Annotated in this window: 31 protein-coding genes; 28 read left to right on the forward strand and 3 right to left on the reverse strand. The window is 39.8% G+C overall.

All coding sequences use genetic code 11. The features are described from left to right. Window positions 1-23: 23 nt before the first annotated feature. Window positions 24-686 carry a helix-turn-helix domain-containing protein gene (locus tag C3F34_RS13945; protein WP_104441874.1) on the reverse strand — a complete coding sequence of 221 codons (663 nt, stop codon included), beginning with the start codon at window positions 684-686 and terminating at the stop codon, window positions 24-26. A gap of 111 nt (window positions 687-797) precedes the next feature. Here C3F34_RS13945 and C3F34_RS13950 point away from each other — a divergent pair, with 111 nt between their 5' ends. The 18 genes from C3F34_RS13950 (at window position 798) to C3F34_RS14030 (ending at window position 13,123) form a co-directional block, all read left to right on the forward strand. Beyond that, window positions 798-992: a helix-turn-helix domain-containing protein gene (locus C3F34_RS13950; protein ID WP_104441875.1), complete on the forward strand. Its 195-nt coding sequence runs from the start codon at window positions 798-800 to the stop codon at window positions 990-992. Between the two features lie 32 nt (window positions 993-1,024). Then, window positions 1,025-1,351 carry a hypothetical protein gene (locus C3F34_RS13955; RefSeq protein WP_104441876.1) on the forward strand — a complete coding sequence of 109 codons (327 nt, stop codon included), beginning with the start codon at window positions 1,025-1,027 and terminating at the stop codon, window positions 1,349-1,351. 2 nt (window positions 1,352-1,353) lie between these two features. After that, a complete protein-coding gene (locus C3F34_RS13960) occupies window positions 1,354-1,635 on the forward strand; it encodes a hypothetical protein (RefSeq protein WP_104441877.1) in 282 nt (93 codons plus the stop codon). Then, on the forward strand, window positions 1,632-2,237 hold the full coding sequence (locus C3F34_RS13965) for a hypothetical protein (protein ID WP_104441878.1): 606 nt from the start codon (window positions 1,632-1,634) through the stop codon (window positions 2,235-2,237). The genes C3F34_RS13960 and C3F34_RS13965 overlap by 4 nt, the downstream gene beginning before the upstream one ends. Further along, entirely contained in the window at window positions 2,234-2,401 is a 168-nt protein-coding gene (locus C3F34_RS20315) for a hypothetical protein (RefSeq protein WP_158654363.1), read from the forward strand. Before C3F34_RS13965 ends, C3F34_RS20315 begins: the two co-directional genes overlap by 4 nt. Then, window positions 2,398-2,958: a hypothetical protein gene (locus C3F34_RS13970; protein ID WP_104441879.1), complete on the forward strand. Its 561-nt coding sequence runs from the start codon at window positions 2,398-2,400 to the stop codon at window positions 2,956-2,958. The genes C3F34_RS20315 and C3F34_RS13970 overlap by 4 nt, the downstream gene beginning before the upstream one ends. Next, window positions 2,955-3,167, forward strand: coding sequence for a hypothetical protein (locus tag C3F34_RS13975; RefSeq protein ID WP_104441880.1), 213 nt, complete (start codon window positions 2,955-2,957; stop codon window positions 3,165-3,167). Before C3F34_RS13970 ends, C3F34_RS13975 begins: the two co-directional genes overlap by 4 nt. Continuing rightward, window positions 3,164-3,673: a hypothetical protein gene (locus C3F34_RS13980; RefSeq protein WP_104441881.1), complete on the forward strand. Its 510-nt coding sequence runs from the start codon at window positions 3,164-3,166 to the stop codon at window positions 3,671-3,673. The genes C3F34_RS13975 and C3F34_RS13980 overlap by 4 nt, the downstream gene beginning before the upstream one ends. A 73-nt stretch (window positions 3,674-3,746) precedes the next feature. Continuing rightward, on the forward strand, window positions 3,747-5,294 hold the full coding sequence (locus tag C3F34_RS13985) for a DNA cytosine methyltransferase (RefSeq protein WP_104441882.1): 1,548 nt from the start codon (window positions 3,747-3,749) through the stop codon (window positions 5,292-5,294). Next, the gene (locus C3F34_RS13990; protein WP_104441883.1) at window positions 5,291-6,196 is read left to right on the forward strand and encodes a DUF1376 domain-containing protein; all 906 of its coding nucleotides are present in this window, start codon (window positions 5,291-5,293) and stop codon (window positions 6,194-6,196) included. Before C3F34_RS13985 ends, C3F34_RS13990 begins: the two co-directional genes overlap by 4 nt. Next, window positions 6,193-6,936, forward strand: coding sequence for an ATP-binding protein (locus C3F34_RS13995; RefSeq protein ID WP_104441884.1), 744 nt, complete (start codon window positions 6,193-6,195; stop codon window positions 6,934-6,936). Before C3F34_RS13990 ends, C3F34_RS13995 begins: the two co-directional genes overlap by 4 nt. Window positions 6,937-6,944: 8 nt before the next feature. Continuing rightward, window positions 6,945-7,118: a hypothetical protein gene (locus C3F34_RS14000; protein WP_158654364.1), complete on the forward strand. Its 174-nt coding sequence runs from the start codon at window positions 6,945-6,947 to the stop codon at window positions 7,116-7,118. Further along, window positions 7,115-7,510: a DUF1064 domain-containing protein gene (locus C3F34_RS14005; RefSeq protein WP_104441886.1), complete on the forward strand. Its 396-nt coding sequence runs from the start codon at window positions 7,115-7,117 to the stop codon at window positions 7,508-7,510. The genes C3F34_RS14000 and C3F34_RS14005 overlap by 4 nt, the downstream gene beginning before the upstream one ends. A 23-nt stretch (window positions 7,511-7,533) precedes the next feature. Continuing rightward, window positions 7,534-7,992, forward strand: coding sequence for a hypothetical protein (locus tag C3F34_RS14010; RefSeq protein ID WP_104441887.1), 459 nt, complete (start codon window positions 7,534-7,536; stop codon window positions 7,990-7,992). Window positions 7,993-8,063: 71 nt separating this feature from the next. After that, window positions 8,064-8,279, forward strand: a complete 216-nt coding sequence (locus C3F34_RS14015) for a hypothetical protein (protein ID WP_104441888.1) — start codon at window positions 8,064-8,066, stop codon at window positions 8,277-8,279. 124 nt (window positions 8,280-8,403) lie between these two features. Beyond that, window positions 8,404-9,069, forward strand: a complete 666-nt coding sequence (locus C3F34_RS14020; RefSeq protein ID WP_104441889.1) for a hypothetical protein — start codon at window positions 8,404-8,406, stop codon at window positions 9,067-9,069. An 88-nt stretch (window positions 9,070-9,157) separates the two neighbouring features. Beyond that, the gene (locus tag C3F34_RS14025; protein ID WP_104441890.1) at window positions 9,158-10,825 is read left to right on the forward strand and encodes a terminase; all 1,668 of its coding nucleotides are present in this window, start codon (window positions 9,158-9,160) and stop codon (window positions 10,823-10,825) included. A gap of 9 nt (window positions 10,826-10,834) precedes the next feature. Beyond that, window positions 10,835-13,123, forward strand: a complete 2,289-nt coding sequence (locus tag C3F34_RS14030) for a hypothetical protein (protein WP_104441891.1) — start codon at window positions 10,835-10,837, stop codon at window positions 13,121-13,123. Window positions 13,124-13,206: 83 nt separating this feature from the next. On the opposite strand, the gene C3F34_RS14035 is transcribed toward C3F34_RS14030, so the two are convergent. Both C3F34_RS14035 and C3F34_RS14040 read right to left on the reverse strand, forming a co-directional pair. Then, on the reverse strand, window positions 13,207-14,022 hold the full coding sequence (locus tag C3F34_RS14035) for a hypothetical protein (protein WP_104441892.1): 816 nt from the start codon (window positions 14,020-14,022) through the stop codon (window positions 13,207-13,209). Then, the gene (locus C3F34_RS14040; RefSeq protein WP_104441893.1) at window positions 14,023-14,460 is read right to left on the reverse strand and encodes a hypothetical protein; all 438 of its coding nucleotides are present in this window, start codon (window positions 14,458-14,460) and stop codon (window positions 14,023-14,025) included. A gap of 253 nt (window positions 14,461-14,713) precedes the next feature. Here C3F34_RS14040 and C3F34_RS14045 point away from each other — a divergent pair, with 253 nt between their 5' ends. The 10 genes from C3F34_RS14045 (at window position 14,714) to C3F34_RS14090 (ending at window position 24,861) form a co-directional block, all read left to right on the forward strand. Beyond that, the gene (locus tag C3F34_RS14045; protein ID WP_104441894.1) at window positions 14,714-15,757 is read left to right on the forward strand and encodes a hypothetical protein; all 1,044 of its coding nucleotides are present in this window, start codon (window positions 14,714-14,716) and stop codon (window positions 15,755-15,757) included. A gap of 26 nt (window positions 15,758-15,783) precedes the next feature. Further along, window positions 15,784-17,070, forward strand: a complete 1,287-nt coding sequence (locus tag C3F34_RS14050) for a DUF4043 family protein (RefSeq protein WP_104441895.1) — start codon at window positions 15,784-15,786, stop codon at window positions 17,068-17,070. A 64-nt stretch (window positions 17,071-17,134) separates the two neighbouring features. Then, window positions 17,135-17,611, forward strand: coding sequence for a hypothetical protein (locus C3F34_RS14055; RefSeq protein WP_104441896.1), 477 nt, complete (start codon window positions 17,135-17,137; stop codon window positions 17,609-17,611). A gap of 68 nt (window positions 17,612-17,679) precedes the next feature. Further along, complete coding sequence (locus C3F34_RS14060) at window positions 17,680-18,570, forward strand: RyR domain-containing protein (RefSeq protein WP_104441897.1); 891 nt, start codon at window positions 17,680-17,682, stop codon at window positions 18,568-18,570. Beyond that, a complete protein-coding gene (locus C3F34_RS14065) occupies window positions 18,570-19,244 on the forward strand; it encodes a hypothetical protein (RefSeq protein WP_104441898.1) in 675 nt (224 codons plus the stop codon). The genes C3F34_RS14060 and C3F34_RS14065 overlap by 1 nt, the downstream gene beginning before the upstream one ends. A 93-nt stretch (window positions 19,245-19,337) precedes the next feature. After that, the gene (locus C3F34_RS14070) at window positions 19,338-19,532 is read left to right on the forward strand and encodes a hypothetical protein (protein ID WP_104441899.1); all 195 of its coding nucleotides are present in this window, start codon (window positions 19,338-19,340) and stop codon (window positions 19,530-19,532) included. Further along, on the forward strand, window positions 19,513-19,920 hold the full coding sequence (locus C3F34_RS14075; protein ID WP_104441900.1) for a hypothetical protein: 408 nt from the start codon (window positions 19,513-19,515) through the stop codon (window positions 19,918-19,920). The genes C3F34_RS14070 and C3F34_RS14075 overlap by 20 nt, the downstream gene beginning before the upstream one ends. Before the next feature lie 15 nt (window positions 19,921-19,935). Beyond that, window positions 19,936-20,250 (forward strand): hypothetical protein, encoded by a 315-nt coding sequence (locus C3F34_RS14080; RefSeq protein WP_104441901.1) that lies wholly within the window; start codon window positions 19,936-19,938, stop codon window positions 20,248-20,250. A 10-nt stretch (window positions 20,251-20,260) separates the two neighbouring features. Continuing rightward, the gene (locus tag C3F34_RS14085; RefSeq protein WP_104441902.1) at window positions 20,261-20,911 is read left to right on the forward strand and encodes a discoidin domain-containing protein; all 651 of its coding nucleotides are present in this window, start codon (window positions 20,261-20,263) and stop codon (window positions 20,909-20,911) included. Beyond that, a complete protein-coding gene (locus tag C3F34_RS14090; protein WP_104441903.1) occupies window positions 20,911-24,861 on the forward strand; it encodes a hypothetical protein in 3,951 nt (1,316 codons plus the stop codon). Before C3F34_RS14085 ends, C3F34_RS14090 begins: the two co-directional genes overlap by 1 nt. The last annotated feature ends 1 nt before the right edge of the window (window position 24,862 follow it).

Raw genomic sequence — 24,862 nt, forward strand, 5'->3', positions numbered from 1 at the left:
ATGAATAGGATACTTATATTCTATTAACTTCTTCTTACTCGTTTTGGACGTGAACCGCCAAGTGGTCTAAATGCGTCGATTACCAAGCCAACCAATTCCATACCATCTTGGAACTCAATAATATTTGGCTGAAAGTTTGGGTTAAGTGCCTGTAAATATTTACGATCATCACTTTCAATAACTAATTTCTTAAACGTTGCATCTGTATTATGACGTACAACAATCAAATCTTCCGACAGCAAATCACATACCTGAAATGCAGGATTTACTAGAATATAATCACCATCTTGATAAGTTGGATAATTACTAATACCTACAACTTTTAAGTAAAAACAACCATCTGGGTCATCAGAACTTAAAGGGGGAAGCCATTCAGCAATTTCTGAAGGGTTTATTGATTCTACAGATGTCATTGATCCAGCTTGAACCCAGGATAAAACAGGTAATAATTTTGAAGTAACGGGTGCAACATTATTATCAAACTTTTTAATGACTCCTGTTTTTAATTCTTCGGCTGACACACCTAAAGCACTAGCTAATTCAAGAATTGAACCTGTTGATTTTGCTATACCAGTTTCAAGGTCAGAAATAACAGATTGGTTTACACCTGATTTTTGAGCAAGAGCCTTTTGAGTCATTTTTTTTGACTTACGTATCGCTTTTAGATTTTCACCTAAAGTAGCCATAGAAAATTTCCTTAAGTTCACTATCGGAATTCTGATACAAATTGCAATCGGATTGGCTATTGTTTAAATATCGGAAAACCTATATATTTATTCAAATTAATGGAGTTTCGTATGAATCAGTGGCAAACAATGATCTCTGAATTAAGAGAAAAGGGGCTCACACAAACTCAAATTGCAGCAGAAATTGAATGTTCTCAAAACTATGTAAGTGATTTAGAGCGAGGTGTTTGTGGGAAACGTATTTCTTATCAGTTAGGTAAGAAATTAGAAGCCCTTTGGGAGAAGCACCAGCCCAGAAAAATTTAAAAGCACAACCAACGAGTTAAAAAGGAAATCTTATGGAAACAAAAATAATGCTTCTATTCAGCAAAAAACTGTTGGCTCCCATGTCAACACGTGTACCGCTGGAAGTCCAAGAGATCATTGATACTTTGGCTGAAAGCCAAGGTAGTGACCGTGCTAAGTGGTTAAGAGATGCCATAGATAAAAAGATTGAACTGGAGACAGGTCAATCATCATCTGAGCACTTAGAAAAATCAAAGAATACAAAGTATCCCAGCGTATTCACGAATGTATTCAAGAAATTTAATACTTTTTTGAAGGCATTAAAAAAGCCCGATGGTCTAGATCGAGCTTCAAGTATTCATCATCTGTCGGGAAAATGAACATGACTAATTTAACAGAACATAAGTGCGCTGGCAAATGTCCAGAATTTAACGGGGAACAGTGCAATCACTGTTTGATCCAGCAAATTGAAAAACGTGAATTTGAATTGGGCGTTGCACCAGATGATGCGTATTTCATCGGTATTGATTTAGCTGCTGATGGGGAAGATAAGTCAGTTGAAATAGCTTATTGCGGAATATCTAAAAAATACTGTACTTGCCCAAACGGTGTACAGATTTGCTTACATGAACATGGTGGTGCAGTGGTGGAGGTACAACCATGAAAGAACGTCCGATTCTATTTAATGCCCCAATGGTCAAAGCAATTTTGGAAGGTCGTAAGACTCAGACTCGTCGTTCTATAAGTCCGCAACCGTCATTAGTGATGGGTGAGGGTAAGCATTCAACTTATGCTTACCGTGGTGGTATGTATGCATTGGATTTATACGCAAGCAATTCAAATATTTTAAGCAAGTGTCCATTTGGGAAAATTGGTGATCGTCTTTGGGTACGTGAAACATTCCGCTTATTTGATTCAGAGGAATGCCCACATGCTGATTTTCCTTGTGGTTGCCCTAGTTGGGGAACTCCACTGTATCGAGCATCACATGATTGTGGTGATGGTGAAAAGTGGACTCCATCAATTCACATGCCACGCTCGGCAAGTCGCATTTTGCTCGAAATTACCAAAATTCGTGTAGAGCGACTTCAAGACATATCTGAATCAGACTATTTAAAAGAAGGTGTGGGATCACCAATCTTACGTTACTGCAAAAAGCCTAAATTTATGCAGTTATGGGAATCAATAAACGGTGCAGATTCTTGGGCTGCAAATCCATGGGTATGGGTTGTTGAATTTAAAGTTATCCAAGGCGGTGCAGCATGAGAAATCACTTCAGTGGTTATTGTTATTACTGCACGCACTTCGTTGCAAAAGGTGCAGGGCATTTTGAAAAGCGCCAAGACACTAAAGGTTTTCGTGTCATTCGTGCTGAGTGTGTTTTCAAACAGCGGGAAGAAAAGCAAAAAGCGAGTGGGGTGGTGGCATGATTGAAAAAATCACCCTGACCAAAATTGGTCCATATCAAGAGCATTGGGCAACTATTTATATTGACCCAAACAACTCATACAGTGCTGGTGGTGGCCGTATCACAGTTGTAATGGGTGACTATGTTGGGAGTGCTTTTTTCTCTCATGTGGGTCAACCAACTTTTAAAGAGTTTATTGCTCAATGTGATCCAGAATATTTAATTAGAAAGCTATTCAAAGTTGATCAGTGGATTCCTGTTGAAAATGGTGAGGAATTTATTGAATACGTTGCTCTTGAACGTCTAGATGCTATTAAAGAACATCGCTCATCAGGCACAGTTACTAAAGCTGCACTACGCGAGTTATACGATGAATTGAAGAGTAGTGAGTTCACTAATACATCTCATCTCTATGACATTTTGTATAAAACCGAAAGAGAGACCATGGAATCAATTTTTGGTGATGATTGGTGGTTTGAGCTTAACCCAAGCAAGATCAATCGAATTTATACGTTTTTAGATTCAATGCTGACTGATGTGATTGCTGAATTTAAGAAATTAAATGAGGTGACAGCATGAACCTACGTCACCCTAAAATCCGTTCTCGTTTTAAGCCTGGTCAGATCGTCCGTTTGGATGGCTGGGCTTATAGCGTGGCTGCAACTATGCATATCGATAACTGTGAAATTGTGCATGTATGTGCCAAGTTCCGTTGGTCATTTGGTCCTGATATTTCGGCACGTACCGTCACTGCAAAACAATTGGTTTTGATGCGAGGTGTTGCATGATCAATAACACCTCAATTCTTGCTCTAACTGACATTATCCAATTGCCTGAAGCAGAACGCTTACAGGCGATTAAAAACAGCTTTGGTGATAAGTCTCATGATGAACTGTTGGGCTTGCTTGGTAATGTTCTGAATATAGCTGTGAATTACGCTCAATCATGTGATGAGACTCTTTATCTGCACATGGTAACGAATGGCGGTATGCATCCTTATTCGATTGAAAAGCTAATCTCACCTAGTTTCCATGGTGCTTTGAATGGGCTGATCCTGTCACAAAAGGCACCTAATCAAGAGGTGCTATGCGAATCATGTGCTTATCGCTGCGGAACTTTAGCAAATCATTGTCTTACAACTCAATCTGATTTGGCTCATGCTTTGGAATCGGATGCGGTGTTTTATTGCCATAAAGATATTGAGAATCTGGATTGCCCGACCAGTGAAGACAAGAAACGTATGAAGCCATGCAAAGGGTGGGCGCAGCATGTGAAGAACAAGGGGGATTTATGAAAGAACTCCACAAAACTTTGCTGTTCATTTTCATGTTGTTTGGGGCTGCTTTAATTCGATTTGGGGGTGTGGCGTGAATTTCAACTTACTCCCTCACGAATTAATTATAGATAACTTTGCTGGTGGTGGCGGAACCAGCACTGGTTTAGAACAGGCCTTCAAACGCCCTGTTGATGTTGCTATCAATCATGATCCAAAAGCACTTGCAATGCATCGAGTAAACCATCCTGACACCAAGCATTATTGCGAAAGTGTTTGGGATGTAGACCCAATTGAAGTTACTGGTAATCAACCTGTTGGGCTTGTTTGGCTATCACCTGATTGCAAACATTTTTCTAAAGCTAAAGGTGGCAAACCAGTTGAAAAGAAAATTCGTGGTTTAGCTTGGGTTGCACTTCGTTGGGCTGCCAAAGTTCGCCCTCGAGTAATCATGCTTGAGAATGTTGAAGAGTTTAAAACTTGGGGGCATCTCAACTCAAAAGGTATGCCATGCCCTGTGCGAAAAGGAAGGACTTTTAATAGTTTTGTGAATGCCTTGAAGAAGCAAGGTTATGAAGTCGATTATCGTGAGTTGCGTGCATGTGATTATGGCTCACCCACTATTCGCAAGCGTTTCTTCCTGATTGCTCGTCGAGATGGTTTGCCAATCCAGTGGCCTGCACCTACACATGGTAGCCCTGATTCTATCCTGGTGCAAAAAGGCAAGTTAAAACCATGGCGCACCGCTGCGGAATGTATTGACTGGTCAATTGAATGCCCAAGTATTTTCACACGCACACGTCCGCTTGCAACTGCAACACTTGAACGTATTGCAGGTGGACTTAAGAAGTTTGTTTTTGATAATCCAGATCCGTTCATTATTAATGGCATGGCACCAGTTTTAACTGAGTGCGCAAATGCATCGAACAAACGGTCAATGCCAATTAATGAGCCGCTGCGGACTATCTGTGCGCAGACTAAAGGTGGACATCATGCATTGATTGCTCCAAGCCTAGTGGTAAATACATCAGGTCATCACGGGAATAATGTGATGAACCCTTTACACACAATTGCAACTGGTGGGCATCACGGCTTGGTGGCGGCTTTTTTGGCAAAGAACTACACAGGTGTTTTAGGTAGTTCAGCAAAAGAGCCTGTACATACGATTACAGCAAAGGACCACAACTCACTTGTCGTTAGTCATCTATCAAAGATGAAGAATAACTGCATTGGGCAGGAACTCAGTGAGCCGATCCACACCATGACCACTGTAAACCAGTTTGCTGAAGTTCGGGCATTCCTCACTGCATTTTACGGAAATGAAAAAGATGGGAACTCTATTGGGGAGCCGCTGCGCACAATTCCAACACGTGACCGTTTTGGACTGGTCACTGTAGGTCAACAGCAATACCAAATTGTGGACATTGGCTTTCGTATGCTTCAACCGGTTGAGCTTTTTAAAGCACAAGGTTTTCCAGACTCCTATGTGTTTGAAAAAGGCCTAGATGAGCATGGCAATGAAATCCGCCTAACCAAAACGGAACAGACACGCATGGTTGGCAATTCAGTTTGCCCTCAACTTTCACGCGCTTTGGTTGAAGCTAATTTCAAACACGAAAGTAAGTATAGAGGGGCAGCATGAGCAACCAAGAAGTTGAAATTTGGATGCCTATCTATATAGGCGATATTCTTGCAAAAACTACACGAATGACCACCGAGCAAATCGGTGCGTCGTTTTTATTGATGATGGACTACTGGCGCAATGGTGCAATTCCTGATGATAACAATGTTATTGCCAGTGTTATCCGTATGTCAGTGACAAAGGCAAAAGCACTCAAACTGATCTTGGTTAATTCCAATTTATTTGAAGTAAATGATGGTCAAATGTCATCTAAGTATTTGGATGGATTAAAGAATCAAGCTGAGATTAATAAGTCTTCTAAATCTGAACGTGCAAAGAAAGCTGCTGAAGCACGCTGGAATAAAGAAAATGGTGATGCAACCACTGGGCATAAAAATAGCAATGCTCAAGCATCCAATGAGCATGACCCAAGCAATGCTAATGCATATGCTCAAGCAATGCATGAGGATGCTCCAAGCAATGCTTATGCAATGCTTGAGGAATGCCCGTCATCGTCACCTTCATCTATTAATAATATATCTCTTACGCACGAGCAAAATTCAGCCGCTTCAAAACCAGAAATCGAAGACCGCTTTTCGTTTGATTTGGAAACAGCTAACACACGAATCAAGCTACGTGGCCTCAAGGAAATTACTCAGGATGAGTTGAATAAGCTTCTGGATGACTTAAGGGCTGAGTATGGCCATAAAACCCAAATGGTGAAAAACCAGATTCTTGGGAAACTTGTTCAATGGGTTGAGCGCAGACAACAAACACCTTTGGCATCACATGATAATCCGCAAGGTAGACCTAGGAATAAATCGCAATCTCAAAACCTGAACGTCAACGACGATTGGAACAACCAACCCAAAAACGATCAACCGTTTCACGGCACCGTCCAACTACCTGAGGGCATGATATGAACGCACATTTTCAATTCAGTAATCATGCAGTCTCACAGGTTGTTTGTGAGCTGCACCAAGTTCAAAAACTTGTGGCAGGTGGGAATTTGATTTGCCCGATATGTGCAAGTGAATACGTGAATGCTGACCGATCTAAACACCAATCGGAAACAAATCGAGCAGTGTTTGAAAAACACATTGCAGGCGCAATGCTTCCAGATCGTCATGCACATTCGTCATTCTCGAATTACAAGACCACGACTCAAGGGCAAGCGAATGCATTGAGCCAATGCGCAAACTTTGCAAAACGCATTGCTGAAAAACAAAACTCAAATTTCATCATGGTTGGATCAACTGGGGTTGGTAAAACACACCTTGCTTGTGCAACGGCTAAGAACCTTCTGAAAATTGGGCTTAAAGCACGTTACATCACCAGTGAAGAAATTGCTCAACGGATCATGAACGCATGGGACAAGGATACCAAAGACCAGTCCGAGGAAGCCGTGATTTATGAGTTTGCTCAATACGATTTGTTGATCGTTGATGAGTATGGATTACATGACCGTGAAAAGCGCACTGAGCTTGTTCACAAAGTTTTAACCAAGCGATATGACTTCAAAAAACCAACCATGCTGGTTTCCAACTTCACCTTGAAAAAATTACGTGATGACCTTGGGGACCGATTATGGTCGCGCTTCCAGCACGATGGCTTAAGCGTAGTTGAGTGTAATTGGGCTGATGCTAGGGTGAGTGGGCAATGAAACGAAAAATGAAGCAGCGCGTAATACAGCAGCGTAGGCAGCAACGAAATATTCAAGCAATGCTCAGTAATTCACATTGCCAACATGGGTTCGACATTGCATGCCTGATTTGTGGATTTGGACAGAAAGATGGCAAACGAGTTTGGCACGATTGGACCAAGAAAAAAGAGGAGGTTGCATGACAAATTATTTATCTCCTACACAGATTAAAAGACTTGTACATCAACGTGAAAACAAGCCTAAAACACCAAAGTATGAAAATCATAAAGTTGTAATTGATGGGGAAAAAGTTGCTGATTCAAAGCATGAATATAACCGATTAACTGAGCTGCAAATTTTGGCACGTTCAGGTGAGATTAAAGATTTACAAACACAGGTTCGCTACAAGCTGATTCCAGCACAGAAAATTTGTGGTGTGAAAGTTCGTGGTACCGATTATGTAGCGGACTTTGTGTATTGGACCAAAGATGATCAATTCGTTTGTGAAGATGCCAAGGGGCATAAAACTGCGGATTACATCATTAAACGCAAGTTGATGAAGTTGATTCACGGTATTGACGTAGTTGAAGTTTAAGAGCGATTTAGGGGAGTATGACAATGAAGTCTAACGCTGAAACAATCCTTGAAGCCATTGAGGATTTACACAATCAAGAGCAGATCGTTACACGAGAAACCCTGTCACAACTGACGGGTTTAAAGCTTTCAATTGTAGATGATCGTTTGAGTTATCTTGTCGATAGCGGTCAGATTATTCGTGTTCAGCGTGGTGTATTCATTCCAGCCCCGAAACATCGCCCTGCAAGATTGATGTCTAAAATGGTATTGCCAGATGGTACCGTTAAAATTGAAATAGGGGATGATGAAATACTGACACTAACTCCCCGAGAAGCACGTCATTTGGGTAATTTAATGGTTGCTGAAGCAATGCAGTACGCCAATATTGAAATGGGCCATCACATGGCAATACTTCAGAGTGAGGTGTCAGGGCAAGTTCGTAAATTATCGAAACAAGTAAGTGATTTATTGGATGTAGGGAAGCAGGGTGAGTTGTTATAACTCTAACTATCTTTGATACATATTTACGTGTTAAATTAAAACTTTTATCCGAAATTTATAGAGAGCTTGTTATGGCAATTATGACGATATTGCGCTTACCAACTGAGGTTGAACTTAATTCACATCTTTTGGAATCAGATACTTTTTTTAAAGCGTTTAACAAAAATATATGCTCAGATAATAATTTTTCAGCGCATGTCATAGACAATGGGGACGGAACATACGATTTAGATGGATGGACTATTACTGATGAAGATGAGGATGATTGGTTTAAGATTATCAAATAAATGAAAATCCATTAATACAGTTTCATCAAAAGCACTTATTGTGCTTTTTTTTATGTCCCCCCTCTAAGGTTAGACCTCCCCACATATATACATGATCATTAAACCAATATGAGGTTTGGTGATCATGGCTGAAAAAAAAGTAATTGATTGGGAAAAAATCGAACTCGATTATCGAGCAGGCATTAAGTCTCTACGTCAAATTGCAGGTGAGCATGATATTGCAGAATCAGGCATTAGACGTAGAGCAAAGCAATACGAATGGGTTCGTGATCTATCAGAAAAAATCAAAGCTAAAGCAGATGACATTGTGCGCAAGGAGAGTGTGCGCAGTGTTGTGCGCACGAAAACGACCATTTCAGAAAAAGAGACTATTGATGCTAATGCCAATGAAGTAGCGTCAGTTCGATTAGCGCATCGTAAGGATATTCAACGTTCACGAAAGATTGCCATGAGTCTTTTTGATGAGCTTGAAATGATGGTCGGTCAAGAGAATGTCAGATTGCTTGAAATGTTGGGTGAGCTTATGTGGACACCTGATGATAAAGGCAATGACAAAGTAAATGACCTTTACATGAAGATCATATCAATGCCTGGTCGCGTAAAGTCCATGAAGGATTTAAGCGACACACTCAAAACATTGATTGCTTTAGAACGTCAAGCATTTGGTCTTGATGATGAGAACAATAAACCTGTTGATGCACTGACCGCATTACTTGAACGAGTGAGCACAGGGAATAGCTCTGCGTTTAAACCAATTGCCGATGATCCTGAATATGGAGCATCTACATGAATATAACGATCAACCGCCCATACCAATTTAATTTCATTCACGTACACGCTTTGGAAATGCACCAACGTTGTGCAAAATGGAGTGAAAATTGATTTATAACACTAACTTACAGCCACTACCGACAAATGCCGAGGAGCTTGAACGCTGCTTGGCAGATCCTATTTGGCGTATTTTTAGTGGCTGTCTATATAAGATTAAAATTAAGGGTGATGACTTTGTTAATGAGTTCGGGCAAGTAGAAGAAGCTCCAACTTTTGAATTGCCTTTTAAACCGAATGATGCACAAAAGAAATTCTTAAATCGATTGTGGTACCGCAATATTATTTTGAAAGCACGTCAGTTAGGCTTCACCACATTGATATGTATTCTTTGGTTAGACCATGCGTTGTTTAATGCTAATCAGCATTGTGGCGTTATTGCCCAGAACTTAGAAACTGTTGGTGATATTTTTAGCGATAAGATTAAATTTGCCTATGACAACTTACCACCTGAAATATTAGAACGCTTTCCACTCAAAACGAATAATGGTACCGAGATGGAGTTTGCGCATAACGGTTCTAAAATTTCAGTGGCTACATCTTTCCGTGGCGGCACAATGCACCGCTTACTTATTTCGGAATACGGTAAGATTTGCGCCCAATCACCTGGTAAAGCCAAAGAGGTTCGTACAGGTTCATTACCAGCAGTTCCAACAACAGGGATTTGTGTCATTGAATCTACTGCTGAAGGTCGTGGTGGTGACTTCTTTGATAAGGTTCAGATCGCACAGAAGAACTTTGCATCACGTAAAAAGCTCACTCCAAAAGACTTTAGACTACATTTTTATGGTTGGTGGGAAGAACCGAAGTACCGCATTGATTCAACTGAAGTCATCATTACTCAAAAAGACCATAATATTTTTGATCATATTGAAATTGTCGTATCCCGAAACTTGGGTAAGAAGATCAAGATCGATCCAGATCAACGCGCTTGGTATGTATCGACCCGTGATAATGATCTATCTGGTGATCAAGCTTTAATGTGGCAAGAATATCCTTCATTCCCTGATGAAGCATTTCAGGTCAGTACAGAAGGAAACTACTACGCTAAAGATATGCTCGAGTTGCGTAAACGTAGTGGTATTACTCAAATTGAAGTTTTAGATGTACCTACGTGTACGTTTTGGGATATTGGCAACCATGATGGTTGTGCAATTTGGTTTCATCAAATGATGAATCAACAAGATCGCTTTATTGATTATGAAGAAGATCATTTTCAAGATTTACGTCATTACGTAAAACTTATTAAAGATAAGCCTTATATCTACCATACCCATTATTTACCGCATGATGCAGCACATCAACGGCTTGGTGATTACAACAAGTCAGTATTAGAAATGCTGGAAGAATTATTACCTGGTCATAATTTTGTGGTGATTCCACGTATCACATTGCTTACGACAGGTATTCAACAGACCCGACGACACTTGAAGAATGCTTGGTTTGATGAAGAACGTTGCAAATTGGGTATCGAACGTATTGAAGGTTATAAGAAAAAGTTTAACCAACAGGCCAACATGTTTATTGATCAGCCTGATAAATCTAACGGATGTTCTGAAGGTGCCGATGCACTTAGACAATGGGCACAAGCCAAAGATGCTGGCTTGCTTGGTGATTATGTCTATACAGCTAGTCTTACTGGCATGAATCAAGATACAACACATCAAAATCCACATGGTTATGTCGAAGCACCTGCACCAGATTGGCGAGCAATATAAGGAAAAGCTATGTTTACTCAAGAAGATACACCTGTAAATGAGCAGATTAGCGATGATGAAACGCTCAGTCTGGAAGAATTGACCGAGATCATGAATGAAATTGAGGAACAACCTCACTGGCGACATACTGCTGATAAAGAGATGGACTATGCCGACGGTAACCAATTAGATACTGAGTTGCTGAATCGCATGAAGACTATAGGCATTCCGCCTGCAGTCGAAGACAGAATTAGTCCAGCATTGCTGTCTATTCAAGGTTATGAGTTGCAGACTCGTACAGATTGGCGCGTTAAGGCCAATGGTGAAACTGGTGGTGATGATGTTGCCGATGCACTCAATTATAAATTGAATCAGGCAGAGCGATTATCTAAAGCAGACAAAGCATGCAGTGATGCGTTTAAACCACAGATTGGTTGTGGCTTAGGCTGGGTTGAAGTGAAGCGAGAGCAAGATCCATTTAAATATCCTTACCGATGTGTTGTAGTTCACCGTAATGAAATTCATTGGGATATGAAGTCTACAGAGCCTGATCTATCCGATGCCCGCTGGTTACGTCGAACTCGTTGGATTCACCCTAAACGTTTAATGAATGCGTTTCCTCAGCATAAAGAGCTGATTGAAACCGTTGGGCGATATGGTGGTTCATGGTGGCAACAATCTGAAGTATTAGATGGTGGATCAAGCACAGGCTTACAAAATGCATGGCTTGATGCGCGGTCATATACGATCAGTGAACAGTACTGGTATAACCCAACCTCTAAAGAGGTGAATGTCATTGAGGTTTGGTACCGTCGTTGGGTGCGTGTGCCAGTGATGAAGTTTGCCGATGGTCGCGTGGTTGAATATGACTCTAAAAATATGGCTCATGACTTGGCAATTTATCAAGGTGTTGCGCGTGTAGAAATGGCAACAATCTCTAAGCTACGACGTTCATATTGGCTTGGTCCACATCTTTTACATGATAGTCCTTCACCATATTCACACCATTATTTCCCTTATGTACCGTTTTTTGGGTTCCGTGAAGATAATACTGGCATCCCTTATGGCTTTGTTCGTGGGATGAAGTACAGTCAGGATAGTATCAATTCAGGTATATCTAAACTGCGTTGGGGCATGAGCGTTACTCGTGTTGAACGTACCAAAGGTGCAGTGGCCATGACCGATGAACAATTACGTCGGCAAGTTGCTCGGCCTGATGCGGATATCGTATTAGATGCAGCACACATGGCTAGACCTGGTTCTAGATTTGAAGTTAAGCGTGATTATCAATTGTCACAGCAACACTTTCAGTTGATTAGCGATAATCGAGCTGCAATTGAGCAAGTCAGTAATATTACTTCGGGGTTCCAAGGTAAAAAGGGTAATGCGACTTCTGGGAAGCAAGAGCAGTTACAGATCGAGCAATCTAATCAAACCTTAATGAAGATGATGGATAACTTCCGTGAAGCACGTACGCTCATTGGTGAAATGTTACTGTCAATGATTGTTGAGGATATGGGAACAGGGCAGCAGACCATCATTATTGAAGGTGATGCTGTCCGTGAGGATCGAACAGTTATTATCAACAAGCCTGAGGTTGATGAACATGGTTATCCTTATGTGAGTAATGATGTTCAACGTACACGATTGAAAGTAGTCCTTGATGATGTACCAAGTACCAGCACATTCCGAGAGCAACAGCTTAATGCCTTGTCTGAGATTGTGAAGTCTCTACCTCAAGAGGTTCAAGTGGCAGTATTGCCTTATGTCATGGCATTGACCGATATTCCGTTTAAGAAGGACATTATTGAATCTATTCGTCAAGCTACACAGGCACCAACACCTGAACAAGTTGAGCAACAAATTAAGGAAGCTGTTGATAAAGCACTTGCCGAAGCTGGTATTGATTTGAAACGTCGTGAGCTCGAACTCAAGGAACGTAAAGCAGTAAGCGAAATTAGAGAAATAGACGCACGTTCAGTACAAATTGGTGTACAAGCTGCATATTCAGCAATGCAAGGTGGTTCACAGGTAGCAATGATGCCACAGATTGCAACTATTGCAGACGAGATTATGAAAGGTGCAGGTTATCAGCGACCTAATCCGGGTGGTGATGATCCAAACTTCCCAACCGCAGAACAGACAGCAGTGCGTGATGTACGTTCACCATATTTAGAAGGTGAAGGGGCGCAGTTAGGAAGTGAAGGACTGGTAGAGGTGCAACAGAATACCAGTCCAATGAATCCAGCAGTACCGAAGCTGGGAGGTACAGGAATGCAGGGGATTGAGACGGAGAGGACTTCTGATAATTTGCAGTGAAGTAATAAATTCCAAAACCAATCCTACTTATTTTAATACACTAAAAAAACCCACTTTAAAGTGAGTTTTCTCGTGGTAATATCTTAACCTAAGAGCAGTTCTTTTGGATATTTAGGATCAAATTCATAAAGTAGATCTAAAGGATGCTCATCGGTATTAAATCTTAAATGGCTAACCCAGGTTCTTAGCTCTTCATTATCTAAATCAAAGTCTGAATCTGGTGTAGGGTATGCAAACTTTGCATCTTTAATAATCAAGGATGCATCTTCAGCAATTCTAATATCATCATAACTTTCCAAAGAAGGTCTTAAAAATCTGTTTGGAACATTGCGCTTTACTAAGTTCGCAAATTGCAATTCTGAAAATATCCATGGAGATGAAATATATTTATTTTCAGTCAATAAATTTTGTATATTGATAGAATTATCAGTACCAAGGAATAATAAGAGTTCGCAGCTATCAATCACGCGATGAAGAGCTGCATTCAAAATCATGAATACATTAGCTGTAGTATGGTTTCGTTTTTCGTAACTGTAAGTATGTGTTTGACTTTGATAGCAATATTTATCGTCAATTTTTCTTAATAAATCGTATGCGTTTGCCCATACACCAGAGTCTACAAAAACCTTTAATTTTGTATGGTATTCGATTTTTGCCGCAAGCTTAATTACATTTTCTTGATCAGCATGAGAATGGGATAAAAATATATCTGGTTTAACATTCGAAAATAGCTCATTGTTGATTTTCTCAACATCAAAAACCTCATTTTCATTTAAAAGAAGGTTCTCTATATTAATTAAAATTTCATTATTTTTTGATTTGTATTCTTCTAAAGCTTTTGAAGGTAAAGGCCCATATAAAGAAAAATCAAAATTTTTAACATGAATAGCTTTGAACATTTATTTAACCCCTAAATAATATGCAGCCAGCGTGCATAAAAATAATGAAACTTGAAAGTAGGAAAATGAGTATGTTTTAAAAAAAACCTCCAAAAATTTAGGACGATTTGCTTTTAATGTATGTTCATTGATCACTAGATCTGTTGTGAGAATGGAATTCTGGATTACAACTTGATTATAGATGTTTATAAATGTTTTTTCCTGGTATAAATAATAAGCATGAAAAGATGCTAGAAATATCCACGGGAAAAAGAACATCCATAAACTTGGATTTTCAACATTCTCTGAGACTGAAAAAGCTAGTAAAGCTGACATTAAAGTAATATTTGCGGTCATTAGAACTAACACGCTATTTGATAGTCGGCTGATAATCCCTTGTAGAAATCCCAAATAAGCAATTTTAAGTTCAGTGCTTTCAGAACTTGAATTGTTTGCCATATTGCTCCCCAAGTAAAAAAACATCTACTATATTGCATTTATTGGTTATAAATGCAATATAAGTCACTGATTTATTTTAATTGTGTATTTCAAAAAAATTACGTATAAGCAAAAAATACCTACCCCCCTGTAAGGCTAACGCCATCATATCCAATTCCTAGACACTTGTCTCATGTTGAGCAATCAACAGCTAAACGCTAGATAACTCTAGCCATTCGCCTTTGCGGTCACAGCGATAAGTGATAGGACAGACATGGATATTACAGAGCAACAAAATGAGTTGATTGAAACGAATGGTGGTAAAGCATCACCTGAACTTGCAGCGCAGCTTTTAGAGCAAGCGTTAAATGGCGATACCGCAAATGCGGAAGAAGGTAGTCAGCCAGCAACTACCCAAGTTACAGAAGAAAATACCCCAAAAGTTGAAGGTCAAGACGATACGCAACAGCCAAATGATGCTCAAGCACAACAGCAACAACAGGTCGATGAAAGTCAGTTAAATGCTGAAAATGCAGTGATTTTGGCGAAAGATGGGAAACATACTATTCCTTATGGCAAGTTAGTGGAAGCACGAAACTCAAGTCAGGAATGGAAGCAAAAGTTTGATGAAGCCCAACAACAATTGGCGCAACTTCAAGCTGATGCGCAGGAACGTAAAGATAACGGTCAAGCTGCAACAGTACAAGATAACCAAGTGGACATTGCCCAACAAGCGATTGAGCAAGGTGTAGACCCTGCAATCTTCGGTGATTTTGACGAAAAAGGCTTAGCCGATGGTATTCAGAAACTTGTTGATATGCGTGTATCAGCAATGGTGCAACAGCAATTACAAACTGCTTTAGCTCCGTTGCAACAACAGCAGCAAGTGAGTGCAGAACAGGCACACTTTAACGAAATCTTTACAGCACATCCTGATGCGGAATCCATTGTTGAATCGAAAGAGTTCAATGACTGGAAAGAAGCTCAACCAAGTTTTCTCAAAAATGCGTATGAGACAGTTTTAAACCAAGGTTCTGCTACACAAGTTGTAGAGCTATTAGGACTGTACAAGTCAAACACCCAATCAAGTCAACAAGCTGCTCAACCTGCCGAAGATGCAGTCAAGGCAGTAGCGCAAAAAGCTGTGAGTCAGGCTCAAACACCACCACCGAACAGTCTTAGTGATTTGCCCGCTGGAAGTCCTGCTGGCGTTTCCCGTGATGAGCGTTTGGCAGCAATGTCGCCAATGCAACTTTCCGAGGAAATGCAGAATTGGACACCTGACCAGATCGAGCAATTTCTAAATCGACGTGTTTAAACAAACGTGATGAGAGTATTTGAAAAATGACTAAAACTAATGCCGCTTATGGTGACAAAACAAATATGGTGCAACAGGCCGTTGGCTTGTTTGCTACTCACATGCAGCGTAACGGTACGCTTAACCTGTTGGCAGGAAAAATGCCCAAAGGTGAAGCTGGTGCTGAAGCGACTTTACGTAAACAAACCACTCAGCACATGCCTATTGTTCGTGTTCAGGACTTAGGTAAGAGTAAAGGGGATGAGGTTACATTCCACTTGCTTAACCCTGTTGGTGCTTATCCGATCATGGGTTCAGCTTATGCTGAAGGTCGTGGTACTGGTATGTCACTGAATGAAGATCGTCTACGTGTGAATCAAGCGCGTTTCCCAGTTGATTTGGGTAATGTGATGTCACAGATTCGTAGTCCTGCTGATCTTCGTCGTTTAGGCCGTCCAGTTGCACAAAATTTAATGGATCGCTATTGCGACCAGTCATTGATTGTTCATATGGCAGGTGCACGTGGTTCTCACGACAACATTGAATGGGTTATTCCTAAAGACAGTCACCAGAATTTCAATGAAATCATGGTGAACCGTGTTAAGGCCCCAACCAAAAACCGTCATTATGTTGTAGATGGTGCAGGTGTACAGAGCGTTAAAGCAAATGCAGGTGAGCTAGATATTGCATCTACTGACTTATTCACCATGGATTCAGTTGATTCCATGAAAACTGTGCTGGATCAAATCGCATTACCACCACCGATTTGTAAGTTTGAAGGTGATGTAGCAGCGGAAGATTCACCTTTACGCGTGTGGCTTGTATCACCTGCGCAGTACAACAAATTTGCTGCACAACCTGGTTTCCGTTCTTTCCAATCATCTGCATTTGCTCGTGCAAGTCAGGCGAAACAGCATCCGCTTTTCTTAGGTGATGTTGGTCTGTGGAATGGCTTCATCATTCGTAAGTTGCCACGCCCAATCCGTTTCTATGCAGGTGACGATATTAATTATTGTGCTGCTTATGACTCTGAAACTGAATCTAAAGTGAAAGTACCTGCAAGTTTCGGCGAACAATTTGCCGTTGACCGTTCAATTATCTTGGGTGGTCAGGCAATTGCAGAAGCATTTGCTGCAAGTGACAAGTCTGGTGTTCCGTTCTTCTGGTCCGAAAAAGATCTCGACCATGGCGATAAATGGGAACTTTTGATCGGTTCGATTCGTGGTACCTCAAAAATCCGTTTTGCCGTGAATACAGGTGAGCGTACTGAGTTTACCGACTATGGCGTAACCGTTGTTGATACCGCTGTGCCAATCATTGGTGCTAATCAGTAATTGTTTTAGGTGTGTCCATTATTGGATTCACCTCATCTCATTCTCATGCATGGAGAGATTTAAAATGGCGACAATTAAGAAGAAGCAAAGTCGTTATGGTCAATACGGTGGTTTTTCACCTTATGGCAACGTCACAGCTTTGATTTTTGCATTAGCAACAAATTCAACGGGTGCAGTAGTTGATTCAGATACAACCGCACCAGTAGCCAGTGGTGATGTTATTGATTTAGGTGAATTGCCAGAAGGTATGCGTCTTGATGATGCCCAAATCCTGATTAAAACAGGTATGACCGCAACGGTTAAGGGATCCCTAGGTTTTAAATATACCGATGGCATTAACAGTACGGCAGTTCCAGAAGATGCTGCTTATTTCATTAATGCTGGTGATATTGCAACAGCAGGTCGATTACGTGCAAATACAGGGAAATTGGTCACACTGCCAAAGCCTGCACGACTCATCTTAACAACAAGTACCGCAGCCAATGATAAAGCTAGTGACATTCAAGTAATTGTCAGTGGTGAATTGACTGGTCCTCGTTAATGGTTTGATGGTGTGGATTTCGGGTTTTCACACCATCTTTTTTATTCTGAACTACTCACGGTGATGAAATGAAATCGATTGCAATTGCGATGATGTGCCATGCGATTAATGCAGCATACTGCCAATCAATGGGTGATGACAGCCAACCAACATGGGATGATGCCCCTGAAGCCCATAAGCAAAGTTTACTTGCTGGTGTTAAAATGCATCTCGCCAATCCTGATGCTACTCCTGAACAGTCTCATGAGTCTTGGTACAAAGTAAAAGAAGCTGAAGGTTGGAAGTATGGTGAAGTAAAAGACTTGGAGAAGAAGGAACACCCATGTTTTTTACCATACGCAGAATTGCCAGCAGAACAAAAGGCTAAGGATTATTTGTTCCGTACCACAGTACATTTGGTGAAAAATTTCCCTGATTCTGATGAATACCTTGCATTGAGCGCGGAAGTTGTCAATTTACGCCAAAAGGTAGAACAGCAAAAGTCAGTGGCAATTCGTACTGCTACTGTTACGCCTACGGAAAGTATCCAAAAAGCAGCTGGTGTAGCAATCCAGTATGTAGGGAATAAATCTTTGTACACGGACCACTTGTATAATTCTGCTTTAACCTTTGAACAAGGTCAGGTGCGTTCTATTCCAAGTGATTTAGCAACAAAGTTTTTAAAGCATCCTGAGTTTAAAGCTTATGAGGGTGAGCCTGAATCGACTTCAGGTGAAACTACTGAGCAAGTATCAGATGATACGTCTAGTATTCTCAATCGCTCTAAAGAAAAACAGCAGGAAGAAGTTGATAAAGAAAATCAAATCTTTGACGAAATTGAAACTGTCGGAAAAATGACGAAAGCTGGTCTGATCCAGTATGCTCAAGAAAAGTATGACCAGAAACTTAGCCCACAAAAAAATCTTGATGAACTGAAAGAATCAGTCACTCAATTGATTCATCGATTTGGAGTGGTGTAATGCAATTAAGCGACCTGATTAGCCGTTTTCGTACATTAGCCAACGATAAGGTAGAACCATACTTTATTGATGATGAAAGTGTCATTGATTGGCTTAATGATGCAGTGAATGAAGCCTGTATACGTGGTCGCTTATTGCTAGAAAGTCATAATCCTGATGTATGTCATATTGATGTGACGACTGGTACAGCTAAATATCCACTACATGAATCATTGTATGAATTAAGCCGAATCTGGTTTGAACCAACAGATGGCAGTAGAGGCTCATACTTGGCTTTAATGTCTGCTGAGAATCTGGACCATCGATATAAGTGTGATAACTGGAAGATGATGCAGGGTGTACCTCAGTTTGCGATTCAGGATGATAATGGTATTCGGCTTGTACCAATTCCATCAATTGAGGGTGAATTGCAATTAGAAGGCTATCGTATTCCTTTGACACCATTGCAAAATGATACAGATATTCCAGAGATCAATCAGATTCACCATGTTCATTTGATACAGTGGGTTTTGCATCAAGCATTTAATGTGCCTGATGCTGAATTCTTTGACCCAAATCGGTCAGCATTGGCAGAACAAGCATTTACTGAATACTTTGGACCGCGACCAGATAGTGATTTACGTCGAACCACACGTGAAGATGTACCGCACAATGTAGTTCCTTTCATGCCATGACTTGCTTGTGACATAAGCACCCCTGTAAGGCTAAAGCTTTTCAGGGGTTTTTTACATAATGACCTTATTCAATTCATTTAATCATGCACAAAGATGGGCAAATTAATTCTTGATATACGACAAGGTGATGTTCTGAATATTGGTGGTTCTCAAGTTCGCTTAATTGTGAAATCAGGAAAGTCATCTCGTTTAGAAATCACCGCATCAAATGAAATCGAAGTATTACTTGAGCGCAAGAGTGCTCCCTTAATTTTGGAGCACAATACGGATGGCAAACACACTATATGACTTTGCACGTCAGCGTTTCTTGGAAGCACAGCTTAACTGGATGACCGACACAATCAAGGTCATTCTGGTTGATACAGGTGCATATACACCACAAACATCAGTACATCAATATTTATCTGATATTCCAACATCAGCCCGTATTGCAGGTCCAGTAACGCTTACTGCCAAAGCAACCACTGGTGGTGCAGCAGATGCAGCAGATTGTACTTTCCCAACCGTTTCAGGTGCATCTATTGAAGCTATTGTAATTTATGCAGATACAGGTACGGAAAGTACCAGTCCTTTAATTGCTTATATTGATACTGCTACAGGTCTACCAATTACTCCAAATGGTGGAGACATCATCGTAACGTGGGATAACGGTACAAACAAAATATTCAAAGTTTAATTGATAAGGTGGGATATGGAGGATAACCAAAAACCACCTACACAATCTGTAGGTGTTGCAGGTTTTAAGGCTGATTTATATGCAAATGATCAAATTAAAATTCATTGGCATAACTTGATTGGCTTACCAAAATTTCAAATGTATGCGACTCAGATGTCTGGAAATAGTTATGGCGATATTGGCAACGTTATGGAATGGATAATGGGCTATGTACAGGATCGTATTCAATCGTATGGAGAGCAAAATTTCTTTGATGAATATGTCAAATGGCATAGCGAAAAAGGATATTGGAACAATGAAGATGTTTATGGCGCTCTAATTAAGCAATGAGGACAGTAAAATGGAAATATTACCTTTTAAATATTACAGGCTTTATATAACAAAAAACGCAAATGGTAATAATGGTTATTTTTCCATGAATACTTTCAGTATGTATGAGGCAAATGAAAGTACTACTGACCTATGTATAGGTGCAACTGCAACCGCAAGTTCTGAAATAAATTCGACCAATAATGCACCTAAGGCAATTGATAATAATGCATCGACGTACTGGGAAACAGCATCAACTTCTGGTGATAAATGGTTCAAAGTTGAGCTACCTACTGCGAGAAAAGTCCGGAAATTAATAATTACTGCGACCACTTACCAGGGGGAAATGCCGAGTGCATTTATTTTTCAGGGATCGAATGACAATGTAAATTGGGTAAATCTTAAGACAGTAAACAAAGGAACTTTTAGTTCACCTACTTCTTACACCGAGTTGTTAAGCACAGTTGTTGGAGGTAAAAGTGTTCTGGATAGTGGTGATCCTAGTTTAAAAGTGATTCTTTTCAATTGGCAGACCATGCAATACATCATTCATACAACACCTAATGCATCGGGTGACTGGTTTATATATTTGAATGATACAAGTGATGTATTAATTACACACATAGGGCCAGCTGGATATCAGCCAATAAGTGATGGACCCGTTACACCAATGGTGTATTAATGCCATTTTATGCACCACCATTATACGATAACGTAAATGTACGTTTAGAAGGAGGTTATATACCTCCCAGTGCTGTAGGTGGTGAAAAAACTCTTTCCCCTATTGGGCGATATGACTATAAGCCCTCACATTACAATAATGTTAATGCCTATTTAACCTCAGGATATATTCTTCCTAACCCAGTTGGGCAATCTAAAAGCCTATCTCGTACAGAGCACAGTGGTGCTTTGCCACAAACGATTTCTGTAATTGGTACTGAACACGCTGAAATAGGTCTCAATCGTGTCGATTTAAAGATATCGTACGTACTGCCAAATGGAGTGGAATACACTTCCATTGGTAATTTACATATTAGAAATGCTGTAGAGAAAATATATGTAAATCATGATTACATCCCAAAAGCTGACATGCAGGTTAATCTTTCTGGTAATTATCAGATTAGTACTTCTGCTGTATTGAATCGACGTGGGAACTACGGTTTTTTTGGCTTTTCTTCAATTAACAACGTTAATAAAGAAGTTATCAGTGTCGGTATAAAGCAGTCAGAGTTTGGGTTATCAACGGTAATTCTTGCAAAAAGAACAATATCTGTATCTGGGTTTTTAACATCTCTGTTTGGCACTCCTTTAGTCAAAGATACATCTATTCACCCATTTGGTATAAATTCTTTAATTTTCAGCAATTTAATAATTTATAATTTACGCCAATATGTAAAAAATAATAGTTTTAACTCAACAGTATTTGGCTCAGCTTATGTTCAAGGTGGAGTTAAATTTGTCGTACCCAATGGACTTTTTGGAACTGTATGGGGTGCAAATAAAGTTATCAATACACGTGCAACTCAATATGTGGTTGCTGAAGGTATTTCTAGCTTTACAGTTCCAAATCCTATTGTTTCTCCTAGATTTATCATAACGTCAGGAATTATTGGTACTATTTTTGGAGTTCCTTTTGTTCAAAGGAATCCAAGTCCTAAAGGCTTTATAAATACCAAGTATGGTATAGCATGGATTTCTCATAGCCCTCGCTACATTATGGCAAAGGCTGTTGAGTCATATATATCAGGCTACCCCAAAGTCTTTGATCCAACCCAAAATATATATGTCTCAGGCGTAAATACAATTATCACTGGTGGTGTTTTTGGTGATATTGCCATCCGTAACCATCGAAGGGTTTTGAAAGTAAGTGGTTTTGATTCATATCAATTTGGTGATTGGTCTGTAGTTGAAAGTAATTTAAGGAACATTCATCAAAAAGGGGTTAATGCTCAAATATTTGGTGACAATGCGATACGGAATAAAACACCATCTATCATACCAATTGGAATCTCCTCATTTTCTGGAATAAATTCTTCCATTGGCTATCGCATTCGTAATGTTAAGCCAAGTGGCTTGTATCAACCAAAATTTGGTATTCCAACTTTTACCAAGCCTCCAGAATTAAAACCTATTAGCATTTATTCAAGTGCTTTTGGTACATCATGGATTTCTCACAAGAATCGTATTGTTAGTGCTGGTTTTGGGAGTGAGTCTTTAATTTTTGGAGGGATCAATGTCTGGCACTATACAAGGTATTTAAAGCTCAATGGAGTTATCAAGGATGAATACGGCATACCTCGTATAGAGCATGGTCGTAGAACATTACTTGTTAAAGGTTCCTTACATTCAGCATATGGGAATATTGTATGGCTTTCATATGCGGTACGTTCAATCGTCCCACCATCCATTGATTATCCAAAAATACCTAACCATCGTGTAGGTGGAACACAACATGTTCATCTGAATGGGTACGTCGCAACATTATTTGGTAACCGTATAATCCCTGATTCCCATACAATTTATATGCAAGGATTCTCAAATGTCTTTGGTCTTGCCGATGTTAATTTATGGAAAAAATACATTAAACCAAATGGTTTCTTAACAATAGGGCAAGATGCAGGACATCGTTTTGGTACAGCTAAGTTTTGGAATTTAAGACAATACATTATTCAATTTTATGATGGTAATAGTGGATTAGTACCGCCTCTATGGACAGGTTGGACTAATATAAATAACCGAAATAAATCAATTGGTGCAATAGGTGGTAATTTTACACGTATAGCTGAACCTACTATTGAGAATAAGGCACGACCGATATTGCCATCTGGTTTTGATTCATCATCAATCATCAGTAAATCAATGATTGCAGATCGGGTAAGAAATTTAAAATTACAAGGTATTGATACACCTTATATCAGTAGTTGGTCAGTAATATTTAACGCTGCAGCAGTATTAGCATCAAAGGGATTCAACTCACAGTCATTCGGCATAGCAAGTATTATTAATACTCGAAGATATTTTAATCGTATTGGTAATTTTGAGAGTCTTGAAGTGGGTAAGCCAATGGTTGCTGATCGGATCAGAACCTTAAAGTTTGAGCAAAGATATACAATTTCCCCACCTTATATACCAATTCATCGCATTGATTTGCATACTCGATATATAGATGAAGTTGGGCGTTTTGATAATCATCAAGCATTTGGTAATCCATCTTTGAGTATTCATTGGAATATGATTACTCCACGTTGGACATTGAGAGACGCTTATGGCACACCAGTAGTCAAAAATATAACTCCTGAGTTGGGTACACGAGGTCGCAACAGCGAAGAATTTGGTCAGACTAATATTCGTACACAATGGCGTGAGCTATTACATTTAGGCAGTCAAACGGTTGCATGGGGTAGAACTGAGATAGCATTTAGGGATCGACAATTCTCAGTGAGTGGGTTTACTCAATGGGCTATACCGAGACACACAGTAACTAAGACAGGGGTTCCTCCTTACTACCCACAATATATATGGCTAGATGAAGTCGAGATTGATGGTAAGCAAAACAATGGGCATGGTATAGAGATACCAGAAAGGCAGGTTGCCTTTCCATCGGTTAAATCTAACGCAATATTCCCAATTGGTTTTGTAGCGAGTAGTTATGGTAGCCATTACACACAATCTAATGGGATATTGGTACAACCTGGATTGCAAGAATTAACAATCGGTGATCATTTTATTGGTCTGAAAAATAGAACGATAACAGTACCTACGATTGGTGATTTGCTTCAAATCCAAAATGCGAAACCAAGAATATCCCCTTGGACTATATGGGCAACTGAAGATACCCCAAACCAAGCGAAACTTAATCATTCTGATTCGAAAGGTACTTTTCATCCGTTAAACAGTAATGGAGGAACACGACCAGCAGGTGAGATTTTTGGAAACTTAAATATATCTTTGCTACACCGCAAGTTTCCAATTGGTATGGGTAATCAAAGCAGTTTTGGTAATGGTCATAAAATTGATTTAAAACAACGTTACATCGTTCTGAAGGATTTTGGATTTAGAAGTCAGCGTATTGGGTTTCATGTTGTTGGCCCATTTGACCAAAATGTAATGCAATTCGATTCAAATGATATGCAGGGTTTTGGATGGCCATCATTAAGTATTCCATATCGCGGTGCATTTTTCATTAAACCTAATGGTCTCAATTTTCCTACCTTTAACAGACCTACTGTAGATTTCTTTAATCGCACTATTAAGGCTCTTGGTAGTAACCATCTACAAATGGGGACTATTAAAAGTGGTGATAAACCTTATATGTGGCAAGGTTTGCGTGTTGGTGAGCTGATTAAGGGTAATTATGGTGGTTTTGAAAATGAAGTATTTGGAAATACCTTCATTTCATTAAAAGTCAGAAACCTTGAAGCACAAGGCTTTGAAAGTTTTGTGATGGAATATGACTATACACAGTTTGACAAACGTATGCGAGTTGTACGCCAAGAGTTACCTAAACCAAAACTGTTGATCAAGCCTGTAGGTGTTGATGCCTTATTCGTCACAGTGCCTAATATAAAGCCAGCAGTACATTACATTCGCCCAGATGGTAATGCTGATCAATTTAGAAAAGGAGCTTTTTAAA

The sequence above is a fragment of the Acinetobacter sp. ACNIH2 genome (assembly GCF_002934965.1).
In the GTDB taxonomy this organism is placed as follows: domain Bacteria; phylum Pseudomonadota; class Gammaproteobacteria; order Pseudomonadales; family Moraxellaceae; genus Acinetobacter; species Acinetobacter tandoii.